This window comes from Enterococcus sp. DIV0546 (assembly GCF_051712785.1).
In the GTDB taxonomy this organism is placed as follows: domain Bacteria; phylum Bacillota; class Bacilli; order Lactobacillales; family Enterococcaceae; genus Enterococcus; species Enterococcus faecalis.
In genome coordinates, this window is record NZ_JBIOPO010000001.1 from 2557002 (window position 1) to 2571266 (window position 14265).

A 14265-nucleotide genomic window follows, 5' to 3' on the forward strand; every position below is an offset into this window, starting at 1 on the left:
AAGTGCTCCTTTCAAAGCTGTATTTTTTAAATAAAATTCATGGGTTCTGCATCAATGGAAAGCTTTAAGCCACGAGCCGTTGCTCGTTGTGTATCAGTTAAAATTTCTTTCAATAATGGTTGAAGCATTGGTTCTTGTTTATACTTGATAATCACTTGATAAAAGTAACGGTTATTGACACGCATAATTGCGTTGGGCGTTGGTCCCAACAAAATAGCTTGCGGCGATAAGCCTTGTTTTAATTTCGTCGCAATTTGAAACATTTGTTTCGCTGCTTCATTCTCTTCAGGATGACTGGCCGTAATTTGGACCGTAAAATAGTACGGTGGATAATCACCACGATGACGAATATACATTTCTTTTGTATAAAAATCTTCATAATCTTGGGCTTTTGCCAATTGTATCGCATAATGCTCGGGGTTAAAAGATTGAATGATGACTTCCCCCGGTTTTTCAGCGCGACCAGCGCGACCGCTGACCTGTGTCAATAATTGGAAGGTCCGTTCACTGGAACGAAAATCGGGTAAATTCAAGGCGGTATCAGCATTTAAGACACCGACTAACGTCACATTTGGAAAGTCCAGTCCTTTGGCAATCATTTGTGTGCCTAATAAGATATCCGCTTGTCCTTCACCAAATGTTCGCAAAATCTTTTCATGCGCACCTTTGCGACGGGTCGTATCAACATCCATTCGGAGAATACGACTGTCTGGTAACAACGTTTGTAATTCTTCTTCTACTTTTTGTGTGCCTGTTCCGTAGTAGCGAATTTTATCTTGGCCACAGTTAGGACAGCGATAAGGAATCCGTTCTTCATGTCCACAATAATGACATTTCATTGTTTTGCTATCCATATGCAAAGTTAAGGAAATATCACAATTCGGACACGGCAACACATAGCCACAATCGCGACACATCACAAATGACGAATAGCCACGGCGATTAAGTAGGAGAACACTTTGTTCGTTTTTCTCTAAGCGTTCTTGGAGTTTTTCTTGCAACGACATGGAAAAAGAAGAGACATTGCCATTTTCTACTTCTTGCCGCATATCCACTACATCAATCGTAGGCAAGGTTGCCGCTTGATTGGCACGCTGTGTTAATCGTAACCGCTGATAAACATTTTTTTGTGCGCGAGCGCGTGATTCCAAGGACGGCGTGGCACTACCTAAAACAACAGGGCAATAATGGTACTCCGAACGCCAAATCGCTAAATCTCTCGCGTGGTAGCGGGGGGTTTCTTCTTGTTTATAACTTGCCTCGTGTTCTTCATCAATAATGATCACACCGATGTTTTCGATTGGCGCAAAAATGGCAGAACGCGCGCCAACCACCACTTCCGCTTCTCCTCGTTCAATCTTCCGCCACTCATCGTATTTTTCACCTTGCGATAAGCCACTGTGCATTACAGCAACATGTTCGCCAAAGCGACTTTTAAAGCGTTGCACCATTTGCGGAGTTAAAGAAATTTCAGGGACAAGCATAATGGCTGTTTTGCCTTGGTTAAGAACTTCTGCAATGACCTGTAGATAAACTTCTGTTTTCCCGCTTCCTGTAATACCTTCCAATAAGTAGGTTTGGCTTTGCTGTTCTTGGACCGATTGTAAGATTGTTTCCACAGCCACCTGTTGTTCTGCATTCAAAGATAACGCAGTCGTTTTTTCAAACGTCTGATTAGCAAACGGATCACGATACGCTTCTTTTTCAATGAACGTTAACCAGCCGTTTTTGGCCGCTTCATTTAAAAGCGCGGTACTGAAACCTAATTCTTTCATTTCCTTCACAGCGGTGATTTTTTCAGTGCCCAAGCGTTGTAAATAGTAAAGAAGTTGCTCCTTCTTCTTAGCTCCCTTGCGTAAACCCAAACGAATTTCCTCTAATTGTTCAAATTCCTTAGCGGCTTGAATGAAGCGGACCATTTTGACTTTATTTCTCGTCGTAACTTCGTAGCGAATATCGACTTTTTGCTGTTTGCGTAACGCCATTAGTTGAGGCAAAAGCCCACGTTCTTGCGCTTGGTCCCACGAAATTTCCTCTAAACCATAAAATAACTGATCTTGTAATTCTTCAGAAAGCTCATCCGTTAAATAAATATATTTTTGGTAATCGGCACGCATTACGCTAGGCAACATGGTTTGCAAACAAGTGATTTTAAAGGCAAACGTTTTTTCCTTCATATAATCAGCTAAAGCCAACATTTCTGTATTTAAGACAGGTTTTAAATCCAACACCGCCACTAGTTCTTTCAACTGAACGTTGGCTTCGTCAAGAACCATTGCAGCCATTGGTTCAATGGCTAAAACAAACCCTTGAACATGCCGATTACCGTTACCAAAAGGCACTTCTACACGCATGCCGACAGCCAATTGCTCATTTAAATTTTCAGGAACTAAATAAGTGAATGGTTGATCGGTTTGCATCGTTGGTACATCCACAATAACTTTGGCTACTTTTTGCATGGTGCGTCCTCCTTTTATGTAAATTCTCTTTGCCTATTGTACTAAAGATTGACTGATTTGTCTTGTGTGTCTCGTTGTTGTTAAGCTTAGTTAATTTCCCCTTAAAATATAAAAAGCTAGCTTTCCTAAACAAATGATGTAGTGCGCCCCCAAAGTTAGACCAAAAAATCTAACTTTGGAGGCGTATTTAAATTGGCAAAATACGATTATGCATTCAAGAAAAAAGTAGTAGAAGCTTATCAAAATGGCGCAGGAGGTTATCGAACACTTGCGAATCAATTTGATATTGCTTCACTTTCGACTGTTCGTAAATGGGTTAAAACAGTCGAAAAATTTGGATTTAACGCACTTCATCGAAGAGTAAATTACCAACATTACTCTTCCAAATTCAAGCGGGATGTCATACACTATTATTTAACGAGTGGTGACTCTTATCTGACTGTCGCATTGAAATATGGTCTGCCAAACGATACCTTAGTCCTGGCTTGGCACCAGAAATTTCTAGAAACAGGCATAGAAGGGCTTTCACCAAAACAGAAAGGAAGACCTTCTATGTCAAAGAAAAAGAAACCCGTTCAGGTGAAAAAAACACGAACACGTGAACAAGAATTAGAACATGAAAATGAACTATTGCGAGCGGAACTAGCCTTCATAAAAAAGCTCCGCGCTTTAGGAATGAATATCCCGGAACGACTCAAGAACGAGATGCCCGAATCATCCACGAACTCCGAAAAAAATTCCGATTAACAATCTTACTGGAAGCAACCAAATTTCCTAAAGCGACGTATATGTATTGGCAAAAGCGATTTGAGCGAAAAAATCCCAATCAAAAATTAGAAGCCCTGATTAAGAAAATTTTTGACGAAAACAAAGGAAACTATGGCTATCGCCGTATTCAATTAGCTTTAAAAGAACAAGGATTGAACGTAAACCAGAAAAAAATTCGTCGTCTTATGCGTAAACTTGGCCTAAAAGGGACAAAATTTATTCGTAAATCAAGAAAATATAATTCCTACAAAGGAACCGTTGGCTATGGCGAAAAAAACCGTCTACATCGTCGTTTCTACACTTCAGTACCCCATCAAAAGCTAACAACAGATACCTCTGAATTTAAGTATTATGAACGTGATCAAAGTGGAAAGATTCAAATAAAAAAACTCTATTTGGATCCTTTTCTTGATTTATTTAATGGTGAAATCTTGTCTTACCGTATTTCTAAACAGCCGAATGCCAAAGCAATTCTTGAGGCACAAAAAGAAGCCATTGATAAAACGCAAGATTGTCCATATCGGCGCACTTTTCATTCTGACCAAGGTTGGGGGTACCAAATGAAGCAGTACAAAAAGCAATTAACCAGTCACCAGATCTTTCAAAGTATGTCTCGAAAAGGCAATTGTTTTGATAATTCTCCTATGGAGAATTTCTTTGGTTTACTAAAACAAGAAACCTACCATGGCATTATTTATTCTAGTTTCGAAGAACTAGAACAAGCAATTGAGGAATGGATTGATTATTATAATCATCAACGAATAAAGACAAAACTAGGGTGCAGTCCCGTTCAATTCCGTAAACGGTTCGTCGCATAAAAATACCGACCAGATTTCTCCAGTCGGTATTCGGTCTAACTTTCGGGTCTCACTACATGATCTAAGAAAGTAGCTTTTAGTAATCCTCTTAAAATACTTTAAAACTTACACTGCTAACTAGTGTTAGCACTCTACATTTTTTTATGGTATAATCATTTTGAAAGAGAGATGTTGGTCCATCTCTCTAACTGTAGAATCATGACAGTAACTTAGTTTTTACTTAATTAAAAAGAAATAACCAGTTAACCGTTCAAAGTTTATGACTGGTTATTTCTTTTTGTCTTTTTTTAGCAAAGTGACAACCAAACTAATCAACGCAATGGTATATAAACCAAAGTCGAAAATTAGTCCGATTACATCTAATGCGGACAAATACGGCTTTCCCCTTTCATAGATTTCAGTACTTATGCTCATAAGCACCACCACCTTCCAGAAGTAGCCACCGTCATAACTTATCTACAAAAACAGTATACCACAAAAGTCATCCCACAACATTTGCAATCACAAAAAAACAAGCCTTTACTTGAAGAAAGCTTCAATCATAGACTTGTTTTTCATTCAATTAATTTTTTTCGTCACGTAAACGGTTTTCTAATTCTTTTTGTTCTTGTTCACGTTGGCGTTTGCGTTCTTCACGTTCAATGCGTAGACGTTCGCGTTTTTCTTCAGGATTTGGATCACTGATCACTGTTCCTGCTTCGATTTCTTCTAACGCACGACCCACACTTTTTACAGAATCAAAGGATTCAACGGTTGGTTGAACGCCTTCATCTAATTCATGCGCACGTTTGCTTGCTAAAATAACCAAAGAATATTTTGAAGGGACTTCTTTTAACAATGAGTCAATTGACGGTTTTAACATCATAAGGCTACATCTCCTCTAACATTTTAATATATTTTCCAATTACACGGTCAACACGGAAGTGCTCACTCGCGATAATGTCTTTAATTCGTTGCACGGCTAAAGGAACTTCATCATTCACTACCGCATAATCATACAGCGCCATCATTTCGATTTCTTCTCTGGCCACAGCCATTCGTTCTTCAATCACAGACATTTCGTCTGTTCCGCGGCCAATAATTCTTGATTTTAATTCCGCTAAATCGGGGGGTGTCAAAAAGATAAATACGCCATCAGGCACTTTGTCTTTGACTTGTTTAGCCCCTTGGACTTCGATTTCTAAAAAGACGTCTTTGCCTTCATTTAGCGTCTGGTTAACATACGTTAATGGTGTCCCATAATAGTTACCAACATATTCCGCATATTCCAACATTTCTCCAGCTTCAATCATCGCTTCAAATTCTTCTCTTGAACGGAAATAGTAATCTACTCCATTCACTTCGCCTTCTCGCTGTTTCCGAGTGGTCATTGAGATTGAATATTGAAAATCATTTTCTTCACTGTCGAAAATAGCCTTTCTTACAGTCCCTTTCCCCACTCCTGAAGGACCTGACAATACGATTAATAACCCGCGCTCTGACATAACGACTTCCTTTCAAAACATAATTTCACAGTATTAGTTCTATTTTGCACTTTTTTTCTGCAATTTTCAAGACTTTCTTGGAGATTCACTGAAAAAATAACATTTCTTCTTTAATTTGGCTTTCATAACTTGTTCTTTTTTTAAACAAATTACCTAGAATTCCTATACAGGCAGCCATTTTTTAAGTAAAATGAAGTGATGACTCCTTTAGGATGAAAAAACGTGAATAAGAAAGGACTGAGAAACATCGCACGAATTAAACCATTTACATTGTTTCTGCTAGGCTTAGTTGTCAGTTGTGGGGCCTTTTTTGCCCAACCTACTGTGACTCACGCAGAAGAAGATATTACCGCAATTGCTAAAAAAATGGGGACGACCCTGAAAGCGGATGGCATTCCCAAAGCAGCCATCGTTGTTGATGCTGATTCTGGAGAAATTCTCTGGTCGCAGCAACCAGATTTAGCGTGGAATCCTGCCAGTATTGCCAAAGTGATGACCATGTACTTGGCCTTTGAAGCAATGGAGCAAGGAAAATTTACAATGGATACGACTGTGACTGCTACGCAAAAAGATGTCGATATTTCTAAAATATATGCCATTAGTAATAACAAAATTACGTTAGGTGTTGCTTATCCAGTCCGTGAACTGTTAAAAATGATTGCTGTCCCCTCTTCTAATGTGGCGACTCTCATGTTGGCAAACTTAATTTCAGGGAACCAGCCTACTGACTTTGTTCATTTAATGAATCAAAAAGCGGCTGAACTAGGGATGACAAATACTACCTATTACAACTGCAGTGGAGCGCAAGCAAGTGCCTTTAACGGCCTGTATCAAATGCAAGGAATTGACCCAAATGGCGATAACGTCTCTACAGCTAGAGATTTAGCTTCACTAACCTATCATTTTCTGAAAAATTATCCAGAAATTTTAGAAATCACCAATAAACCAGTGGTGAAAACAATGGTCGGCACGCCTTACGAGGAAACGTTTGAAGCGTACAATTATTCTTTGCCAGGCGCTAAGTATGGCTACCAAGGCGTGGATGGTTTAAAAACAGGCTCTAGTCCAACAGGCGGCTTTAACTATATTGCGACTGTCAAACAAGGAGATTTCCGTTTAATTGAAGTCATTTTAGGCGTTGGTAATTGGCAAAACCAAGATGGTGAATACGAACGGCATGTGGCTGGGAATGCTTTGCTGGACTATGCCTATACGACATACGAACGCAAAAAACTTTTAGACAAAGGACCACAAACCATTGATCACAAAAAAGTCACTTTGGCTAACGATTTATACGGTGTCGTTCCCAAAGGCAGTCAGCCTACTTTTAAATTAGTAGCAGGGCAGGTGCAAGTCGACACGCCTTTGACATTGTTAAATAGTACTGTTCAACCGCCGAAAGTGGCTTACCAAGAAGTTAAGCCAAAACAAACAACAGCGGAAGCTGCGGAAGAATCAAACGAACATTCTGGGGATACCACCGTTGCAGAACCGAATCATTTTATTCCCAAATCGATTGCCACAAGTGTTTTAGTCCTTTTCGGGCTGATTTTCTCAGTAATTACCCGTCAGCTTCAAAAACGTTTAGAACGTCAGAAAAAACACGGCAAAGAAAGCAGTAAAACTGCATCCATGCGGACAATCTTTTTAAGTGCCGCAGTTCTTTCTTTCCTATGCGCCGTTGGCTTGTTTCTTTTATTCTAATTAAAAAAAATACCACCAAGCGTGAAATGCTTGGTGGTATTTTTTATAAGCCCATATTAGAAAGCGTATTGACCACGTTCATCAATTCATCGCGACGACGAACTTGTTTGTCGACAGGGCCGTCAACTTCTTTCACGTCAATGCGAACAACAAAGTGACGATTCAAAGTAACAAACGTGTCTTCGTTAATTTGGATATTTAATTCTGTTTCAGAATAGCTTGCACAAGCATCTTGCCAGACGTCAAATGGTTCTCTGTCTGAAGCGACTTCTGTTTTTACCACAGAACGACCACTTAATTCTTGAAAGGTTACATCATAAAATTTAGTCATTGCTTTCACCTCTGTCATTTATTCGTTACTTCTATATTATAGCGTTTTCTGGAAAAACACGAAACCATTTTCTCTATTCGACATTTTGAATTTGTTCACGAATCTTTTCTAAGGTTGTTTTCATTTGAACGACACTATTTTTTATTTCAATTGGACTTGATTTCGAACCAATCGTATTGACTTCACGGTTCATTTCTTGAATTAAGAAATCTAGTTCTCGGCCCACTGGTTCTGTTTCGTCAAGCAACTGATGCAACTTATCAATATGGATATCCAAACGATCCAATTCTTCATGAATATCGCCTTTTTCCAATAAAATGGCCATTTCTGTTAATAAGCGTGTTTCATCCACTTGGCTACCTAACCATTCGTTTAATTTCGCTTCAAAACGTTGACGGTATTCTTGTTCAAAAACACCCACAAACGCTTGCAGCTCTTGAATTGATTGGGTCAACACTGCTACGTAGTCAAGCAGGACTTGTTTAATTTGCGTTCCTTCTTGCACACGGCTTTGGTCAAGACTAGCGATGGCTGCTTCAAATGCTTGAACAAGAAATGGTTCAAATGTCTGATCAACGATTTCTGCTTCCACTATTTCGACAAAATCATTTTGCTTTAATAAATGGTTGACCGTGTCCCCTGCATCAAACGTTGCTTCCGGATAGTTTTCCTTTAAATGTTGATCTACCGAAGTTAATAATTGATCAATTAAGTCCCACTGCACGCGCACTTCTTTTTGATTGTTGCCGATTTTTTGGAGATTTACATAGACTTCCACACGTCCACGTTTTAACGTGCGTTTGATTACTTGCCGAATCACCAGTTCATAGGCATTCAGTTCCTTGGGCATACGCAATTGAATATCTAAAAACCGCTGGTTGACACTTTTGACTTCGATATCCAATTGATAATTTTCATTTTGAATAGTCTTTTTTCCAAATCCAGTCATACTTTTCATTGACAGGGTGCTCCTTTTACATGGATTTAATTGTTTTGCTTAATTCAGCAAATTCTTCGTTAGTTAAGGTGATGCCTTTACCCATTTTTTCGTGATCAGGGGCCCACTCACGCAAATCAAATTTTGGTGGACGACCATTCCAACTAATTAAATTCAATTCTTTACGCCAGCCACGAGCATTCTCAGATAACACAGCGACTTCTTCTAAAATTTCATATGAAAATTCTTCTTTCATAACATTCACTCCTTGTTAGTATTCCTTAGGTTATTGTACCATCTTTTCCTCGACACTTAAAATACACATCTCTTTTCTATCACCCTGTCTATATAAACATACGCAACTTTTTCAAAAAATCAGTAAAAAAAGCGGCAACTGCTCGTTTCAATCGTGTCAGTCACCGCTTCTCTGTCTATTCTTTTTCTGTATAAAGATCCACCACTTCAAAACTTTGGCAAACTAACAGCATGTCGGGATAAAATTGTAGCTGATAGGGGGCCAGTTCTTCTTTAAAGAACCGCGCATGCTCTTCATACCAATAATCCAGCGTCAAATCTCCTTCACCTTCCGCTTGTGCAAAAGATTCTGAGACCTTATTCATGGGCATAATTTCAACTTTGGTTGTTCGAATAATAGCCAGCGGTTGAGACTGACCATCTAAAATTATGTCGTATTGACCAGCTTTAGGGAGTTGTTCTTCTTCCATCTTATAAATATCTAAAGAAGAACATGTCGCTGTCTTACGACCAGAAACAACCAATTGACCCAAACGATTACCCATCTCAGAAGAGCCATCACCAAACATCCACACATCGGGCATCAACATATCTAATTCATGTTTATCTAAAAAGTTTTGCCAGAACACTTCTACATTTTTTAACATCCTTTGCTCTCCTTTTTATTTTTACTTCACGCAACCTTCTTTCACTAATTATACATAACTGATTGCTTTTCTCCTATACTATTTTTACAAAATGAAAACTAAAATAATGTCAGTAACATTTGGACAGAAAAAAAAAGAGAGCGTGGGACAAAAATCACTTTGGATTTTTGCTCCACGCTCAAAAACTTATAAACGGCGGGAACAGAAGCAACTCCTTCGGAAATAAGCCGAAATTCTCCAAAAATTACAGAACAATTTTCGGAAATTCCTTCTTATTTCTCGGAGTTAAACGCTTCTGTCCCGACCTCATCTTTTTATTTTGCTTGTCGTTCTTTGATTTTCGTGAGTAAAGATTGAACATGCTGGCGTGCCGAAGCTTCATCTTCTTGAAGCATCTTTTCCGATAAAATAAAGGATCCGCCCACTGCTAATACTTCTTCTGCTTCCACATACTCTATAAAGTTTGTTTCATCAATCCCACCAGTTGGTAAAAATTGAACATCATAAAACGGACCGCTTAAACTTTTAATGGCTTTTAACCCGCCGTAAATATCGGCTGGGAAAAATTTAACCACTCGTAAGCCATACGCCAGCGCTCGCTGAATCTCCCCAGGCGTAGCTGTTCCTGGAAAAATAGGCACCTCATTTGCCAGACAAAAATCAATGACTTCTGGAACAATCGCTGGGGAAACAATGAACTGTGCACCGCTCGCTAATGCCTCTTGGGCTTCTTTCAAGGTTCGAACAGTTCCTGCGCCTACTATTAAATTTCCTGAAGCAGCAAGTTGTTTGATGGCAGGCAAGGCCAGCTGACTCCGAAAAGTGACTTCAATAAACGGTAATTCGTTTTCTACTAAGACTGATTCTACTTGTGGCAAATAGCGTAAATCTGTTGCAGTGTATAGTGGTAAAAGTTTACATGTCGCTAATTGTTGATACAGTTGATTTTTTTCAACTTTTGTTTCCATTCTGTCACTTCCTATTTTGTTTGGCTTTGGTTGCTTCGTACAGTCCTTGAATATAGGTCAACCCCATTGCTCGATCGTATAAACCATAACCAGGCATCGCTTTTTCATCCCAAATTGCCCGCCCATGGTCAGGGCGAATAACGCCTTCATACCCTACATCTACCAGTGCTTGCATTAATTCCGCCATATCTAACGAACCAGCGACACTCGGATGCGCCGTTTCTTCAAAACGATGCTCGCCTAAATACTTCACATTGCGGAAATGAACAAAATTAATTCTGTGACCTATTTCACGAATCATAGTAGGTAAATCATTCGTCGGGTCCGCACCGAGGGAACCTGTACAAAATGTAATCCCATTTGCTGGTGAGTCCACCAAGGAAAGGATCCGTTTTAAATCCGCTAAATTTTTAGTGATTCTTGGCAAACCAAAAATTTCCCAAGGTGGATCATCGGGGTGAATCCCCATTTTGATATTTTCTTCTTCGCAGACAGGAATCACACGTTCTAAAAAGTAGCGCAAATTTTCGACCAAATCTTCTTCCGTTACGCCGGCATACATGGCTTTCAATTCTTGAAATTGTTGCAAACGCTCCTCTTCCCAACCTGGTAACCGGAATCCTTTTGACTGACTGTGAATCAATTGATACATGTCTTCTGGCTGCATGTTCTCTACCACAGCTTGATCAAATAACAACGATAAGCTGCCATCTTCATTCTCATACGCCAAGTCCGTTTTAGCCCAACCAAAAATAGGCTTGAAACTGTAGCACACTAAGGAAATTCCGCATTTCCCCAAGTTACGCAACGTCTGGCGATAATTATCAATATAGTGGTCTCGTTGATCCGTCCCCGCTTTAATGGCATCATGAATAGCAACACTTTCAATTCCTAAAAGTGCTAATCCTTCTTGTTCCACCGATTGTTTAAGTGCCTGAATTTCGGCTACTGTCCAAACATCACCTGGTAGTTTATTTAACAAGGTACCGACAACACCAGTAATTCCTGGAATCTGTCGAATATGTTTTAACGGAATGGCATCGCCTGCCGCTCCGTACCATCTAAATCCCCATTTCATTGCTTTCACCCTTTACTACATTCTTAAAAATCATCGTCCTCATCCTCTTCATCCTCAAAGGAAGTCATAGAAATATCCCATGCTTGCACACTTTCTTTGCCTTGCGCAACAATCGCTTGCGCCGCTTCAGCAATCGGTGTGCCCAATAATTGATGGTTTATCGCTTCTAAGACCATTGGTAGGTTGGTACCACTCACCACAAAGATTTTCTTTTGTAGTGCTGGTTCTAGTTCGTTAATCACCAAAACTGCCTGATTGTAAGGACTCGCACTTAATAAGTCAACCATGACCACCACGCCATCCCCTTGTTGGACGTTCTCAATCGCTGTTTTAATTTGCCCGCCTAGTGCTTGGACATCGTCTCCACTATTTAGATTAACGGTTTCGATATTTTCGGTTGCGCCCATAATCACGGTAGCTGCGTCTTTCGCACCGTCACTTAGTGCACCATGTGTAGCAATCACAATCCCTAACATAAAAGTTCCTCCTTCAGTTCAGTGGCTTGAGTCATTACTTCAAACAGTCATGCAATGACTCAAGCGACTGGCCTTTTTTATAAATTAAATTTGCCTAAAACCTCTTTTAAACTAGTTTTTGGTGCAGAAGGCGTTGCTTGGAAATAAATATCTTCTACGCCATACACCTCATGTAGCTCTTTTAATTTTTCGGCATCTTCTTTGTTTAAATAAACAGATTTGGTTACTAATAAATCTTTTTCTGGATTTTTCTGTGCAATACCGCCGATGTTTAACTCCTTCATAGGGACTCCGTGTTTTACTAAGTCATAAATTACAGAGACGGTTTTAGCGATTAAAATACAGTTGTACTCTTTGAATTGGTATTCATCCCAATAAAATTTGGCTTTTTCCGGCGTAATGACAATGGTTTTTTGTCCTGTCCGACTGCCTGCACTTTTGTATAAATCACGCATAAATTTATCCTTTGCCACCACTTCATCGACAACGAAAATGGAATTAACGCCACTTTTTTGGGACAAGGTCACCATCACTTGTCCATGAATTAATCGTTCATCTACTCTTGCTAAATTTACTACGCCCATCTGATTCACGTCCTTTTCTTTTTATAAAATACCGACTGTTGCTAAGACAATTAAAATACCTGTTAACCACAATAATGCTTGCGTAACTTTCAAACCTTTTTTCGTATAGAACCAATACACGCCCATTACGACAGCTAGCGGTAAGAGTCCTGGGACAATCTGATCAAGAATATCTTGGACCACAAACTCACGGCCAGAAAGTTTAAATTGAAGGGTTGAAGAAACTTTGACATAATTACCAGCTAAAATTCCCATCATGAACAACCCTAAAACAGATAACATTTCAATGGCTTTTTGAATCCCAGCACTTTGCATTAAGCCTGTGGCATTCCGCCCCATTTTGAAGGATTGTCTCGCAAAGAACACACCTAACAGTACTTGATAAAGGGCAAACGCGACAAAGGGGAAAATCGCACCTAATGCGCTACCTTGTTGCGCCCACGGCACCGCAATCGCAATAAAAATATATTGAACCGTACCTGAGTCAATCGCATCACCAATCCCCGCTAACGCGCCCATCAAGCCAGCTTTGGTGTTATACATTAAATCATCTTGCATCATGATTTCGCGGCCTTCATGTTCTTCTTTGGCCCGCTCTTGTTCCATGGAAGCCATCAACCCAGTAATGACCCCGCCGCCCCAGCTTAATTGCGTATTGAAAAACAGCAGTTGACGCATATAAGCGGCTTTTAATTGTTCATCGTCTTTATATAATTTCTTTAAAAGTGGCATCATTGCGTACAATAACGAAGGCGCCAAGTAACGTTCAAAGGAATGGGGAATTTCATTGGCAAAATGCCAACGGAGATAGGCTTTTGTAACATCTTTATTGGTAATTTCTTCTGGTGCTAAATTCGTTGTTTTCGGCACGACTTTTTCTGTTGTTTCCGTCATTTCAGTTCCTCCTTTTTCTTTTAAAACCCGTCATCGTAATCGTCATCATCATCAAAATCAGTGGTGGCACTGGCGGAACCAGCACTTTCTGCTACAGGTTTGCCTTTTTGGACTTGCACAAAAATTAACGCAATAATTACGCCAAAGATGGCATACGTTACCATGGTAATTTCCAATGACTTAAAGACGATACTCATGAAGTATGCAAGGAAAAAGAAAACCAAGAAATCTTTTCGACCAATGACATAGACCGTTGTCGCAATCCCAATTGCGGCTAAACCACCACCGACTACTTCTAACACGTGAATCACAACGGTTCCTTCTAATGCTTTAATAATATCGGCAATGACTGGTGCCCCTAGATAAAGAGCAAAAAAGACTAATGGAACGAATAAAATAAATGAGGCAATCGTTGGATACCAGATAATTGAGCGGGCAATTTTTTTAGAATTTAGTTCAGCCACCGCACGATCGGTATACTTCCCTAAAAACGTGTTAATAAAGAAACGGAATTGATATAAATAACTTCCTAAAAGACCGACAGGAACCGCTACGGCGATAGCCGCTTCCGGCTTCAAATTCCCTAGCAACGCAACTGGCACAGCAATCGCTGCCGCAATTGATGGTTCTGCTGGCATAGAGCCACCTGGTGAAAAAACACCCATGTAAATCATTTGTAATGCTGCGGTGACAATCATCGCTTTCGGGACATCGCCCATCACTAAACCTGCTACTAACCCTGTCATTAAGGGCGAGAAACGCAACGTTAACGTTGCTCCTCCTCCAAGCCATCTGGACATAATTGCTGCCACCCAAAGCGCCATTATCAAACTTTGTAAAACACTTAACGTTTCCATAGTTC

At 39.8% G+C, this 14265-nt stretch carries 16 protein-coding genes; 2 read left to right on the plus strand and 14 right to left on the minus strand.

Annotated features, from left to right (window positions below; translation table 11 throughout):
• Positions 1-26 precede the first annotated feature (26 nt).
• Positions 27-2459, minus strand: coding sequence for a primosomal protein N' (gene priA / locus IGJ24_RS12405; protein WP_438775410.1), 2433 nt, complete (start codon positions 2457-2459; stop codon positions 27-29).
• Positions 2460-2651: 192 nt separating this feature from the next.
• On the opposite strand from priA, the gene IGJ24_RS12410 reads away from it, so the two are divergent.
• A protein-coding gene (locus IGJ24_RS12410; protein WP_104837045.1) for an IS3 family transposase occupies positions 2652-4045 on the plus strand; the annotation gives its coding sequence in 2 pieces (ribosomal slippage) (positions 2652-3192 and positions 3192-4045; 1395 coding nt in all).
• A 267-nt stretch (positions 4046-4312) separates the two neighbouring features.
• On the opposite strand, the gene IGJ24_RS12415 is transcribed toward IGJ24_RS12410, so the two are convergent.
• The 3 genes from IGJ24_RS12415 to gmk form a co-directional block, all read right to left on the minus strand.
• The gene (locus IGJ24_RS12415) at positions 4313-4459 is read right to left on the minus strand and encodes a putative holin-like toxin (protein WP_002383235.1); all 147 of its coding nucleotides are present in this window, start codon (positions 4457-4459) and stop codon (positions 4313-4315) included.
• Between the two features lie 148 nt (positions 4460-4607).
• Positions 4608-4910 (minus strand): DNA-directed RNA polymerase subunit omega, encoded by a 303-nt coding sequence (gene rpoZ / locus IGJ24_RS12420; protein ID WP_002354916.1) that lies wholly within the window; start codon positions 4908-4910, stop codon positions 4608-4610.
• A gap of 4 nt (positions 4911-4914) precedes the next feature.
• The gene (gene gmk / locus IGJ24_RS12425) at positions 4915-5529 is read right to left on the minus strand and encodes a guanylate kinase (RefSeq protein ID WP_289865740.1); all 615 of its coding nucleotides are present in this window, start codon (positions 5527-5529) and stop codon (positions 4915-4917) included.
• A gap of 222 nt (positions 5530-5751) precedes the next feature.
• Here gmk and IGJ24_RS12430 point away from each other — a divergent pair, with 222 nt between their 5' ends.
• On the plus strand, positions 5752-7233 hold the full coding sequence (locus tag IGJ24_RS12430; protein ID WP_002395972.1) for a DUF1958 domain-containing protein: 1482 nt from the start codon (positions 5752-5754) through the stop codon (positions 7231-7233).
• 43 nt (positions 7234-7276) lie between these two features.
• Here IGJ24_RS12430 and IGJ24_RS12435 read toward each other — a convergent pair whose 3' ends face one another.
• The 10 genes from IGJ24_RS12435 to IGJ24_RS12480 form a co-directional block, all read right to left on the minus strand.
• The gene (locus IGJ24_RS12435; RefSeq protein ID WP_002383233.1) at positions 7277-7582 is read right to left on the minus strand and encodes a hypothetical protein; all 306 of its coding nucleotides are present in this window, start codon (positions 7580-7582) and stop codon (positions 7277-7279) included.
• 55 nt (positions 7583-7637) lie between these two features.
• Positions 7638-8522: a YicC/YloC family endoribonuclease gene (locus IGJ24_RS12440; protein ID WP_002365374.1), complete on the minus strand. Its 885-nt coding sequence runs from the start codon at positions 8520-8522 to the stop codon at positions 7638-7640.
• Between the two features lie 16 nt (positions 8523-8538).
• A complete protein-coding gene (locus IGJ24_RS12445) occupies positions 8539-8757 on the minus strand; it encodes a YdbC family protein (protein WP_002381076.1) in 219 nt (72 codons plus the stop codon).
• Positions 8758-8932: 175 nt separating this feature from the next.
• Positions 8933-9403, minus strand: coding sequence for an ASCH domain-containing protein (locus IGJ24_RS12450; RefSeq protein WP_002354908.1), 471 nt, complete (start codon positions 9401-9403; stop codon positions 8933-8935).
• A 314-nt stretch (positions 9404-9717) separates the two neighbouring features.
• Positions 9718-10371: a bifunctional 4-hydroxy-2-oxoglutarate aldolase/2-dehydro-3-deoxy-phosphogluconate aldolase gene (locus tag IGJ24_RS12455; protein ID WP_033595369.1), complete on the minus strand. Its 654-nt coding sequence runs from the start codon at positions 10369-10371 to the stop codon at positions 9718-9720.
• Between the two features lie 4 nt (positions 10372-10375).
• Positions 10376-11449, minus strand: coding sequence for a mannonate dehydratase (uxuA, locus tag IGJ24_RS12460; RefSeq protein ID WP_002388613.1), 1074 nt, complete (start codon positions 11447-11449; stop codon positions 10376-10378).
• Between the two features lie 23 nt (positions 11450-11472).
• Positions 11473-11925 (minus strand): PTS sugar transporter subunit IIA, encoded by a 453-nt coding sequence (locus tag IGJ24_RS12465; protein WP_002398171.1) that lies wholly within the window; start codon positions 11923-11925, stop codon positions 11473-11475.
• 77 nt (positions 11926-12002) lie between these two features.
• On the minus strand, positions 12003-12509 hold the full coding sequence (locus IGJ24_RS12470; protein WP_002354904.1) for a PTS system mannose/fructose/N-acetylgalactosamine-transporter subunit IIB: 507 nt from the start codon (positions 12507-12509) through the stop codon (positions 12003-12005).
• Between the two features lie 21 nt (positions 12510-12530).
• Entirely contained in the window at positions 12531-13403 is an 873-nt protein-coding gene (locus tag IGJ24_RS12475) for a PTS system mannose/fructose/sorbose family transporter subunit IID (protein WP_002354903.1), read from the minus strand.
• Positions 13404-13423: 20 nt separating this feature from the next.
• Positions 13424-14260 carry a PTS mannose/fructose/sorbose/N-acetylgalactosamine transporter subunit IIC gene (locus IGJ24_RS12480; protein WP_002354902.1) on the minus strand — a complete coding sequence of 279 codons (837 nt, stop codon included), beginning with the start codon at positions 14258-14260 and terminating at the stop codon, positions 13424-13426.
• Between the last annotated feature and the right edge of the window lie 5 nt (positions 14261-14265).

What these genes read in the sequence shown, in the direction of transcription:
- priA (WP_438775410.1), bottom strand. Translation starts at nt 2,459, where the DNA reads ATGCAAAAAGTAGCCAAAGTTATTGTGGATGTACCAACGATGCAAACC.
- IGJ24_RS12415 (WP_002383235.1), bottom strand. Translation starts at nt 4,459, where the DNA reads ATGAGCATAAGTACTGAAATCTATGAAAGGGGAAAGCCGTATTTGTCC.
- rpoZ (WP_002354916.1), bottom strand. Translation starts at nt 4,910, where the DNA reads ATGATGTTAAAACCGTCAATTGACTCATTGTTAAAAGAAGTCCCTTCA.
- gmk (WP_289865740.1), bottom strand. Translation starts at nt 5,529, where the DNA reads ATGTCAGAGCGCGGGTTATTAATCGTATTGTCAGGTCCTTCAGGAGTG.
- IGJ24_RS12435 (WP_002383233.1), bottom strand. Translation starts at nt 7,582, where the DNA reads ATGACAGAGGTGAAAGCAATGACTAAATTTTATGATGTAACCTTTCAA.
- IGJ24_RS12440 (WP_002365374.1), bottom strand. Translation starts at nt 8,522, where the DNA reads ATGAAAAGTATGACTGGATTTGGAAAAAAGACTATTCAAAATGAAAAT.
- IGJ24_RS12445 (WP_002381076.1), bottom strand. Translation starts at nt 8,757, where the DNA reads ATGAAAGAAGAATTTTCATATGAAATTTTAGAAGAAGTCGCTGTGTTA.
- IGJ24_RS12450 (WP_002354908.1), bottom strand. Translation starts at nt 9,403, where the DNA reads ATGTTAAAAAATGTAGAAGTGTTCTGGCAAAACTTTTTAGATAAACAT.
- IGJ24_RS12455 (WP_033595369.1), bottom strand. Translation starts at nt 10,371, where the DNA reads ATGGAAACAAAAGTTGAAAAAAATCAACTGTATCAACAATTAGCGACA.
- uxuA (WP_002388613.1), bottom strand. Translation starts at nt 11,449, where the DNA reads ATGAAATGGGGATTTAGATGGTACGGAGCGGCAGGCGATGCCATTCCG.
- IGJ24_RS12465 (WP_002398171.1), bottom strand. Translation starts at nt 11,925, where the DNA reads ATGTTAGGGATTGTGATTGCTACACATGGTGCACTAAGTGACGGTGCG.
- IGJ24_RS12470 (WP_002354904.1), bottom strand. Translation starts at nt 12,509, where the DNA reads ATGGGCGTAGTAAATTTAGCAAGAGTAGATGAACGATTAATTCATGGA.
- IGJ24_RS12475 (WP_002354903.1), bottom strand. Translation starts at nt 13,403, where the DNA reads ATGACGGAAACAACAGAAAAAGTCGTGCCGAAAACAACGAATTTAGCA.
- IGJ24_RS12480 (WP_002354902.1), bottom strand. Translation starts at nt 14,260, where the DNA reads ATGGAAACGTTAAGTGTTTTACAAAGTTTGATAATGGCGCTTTGGGTG.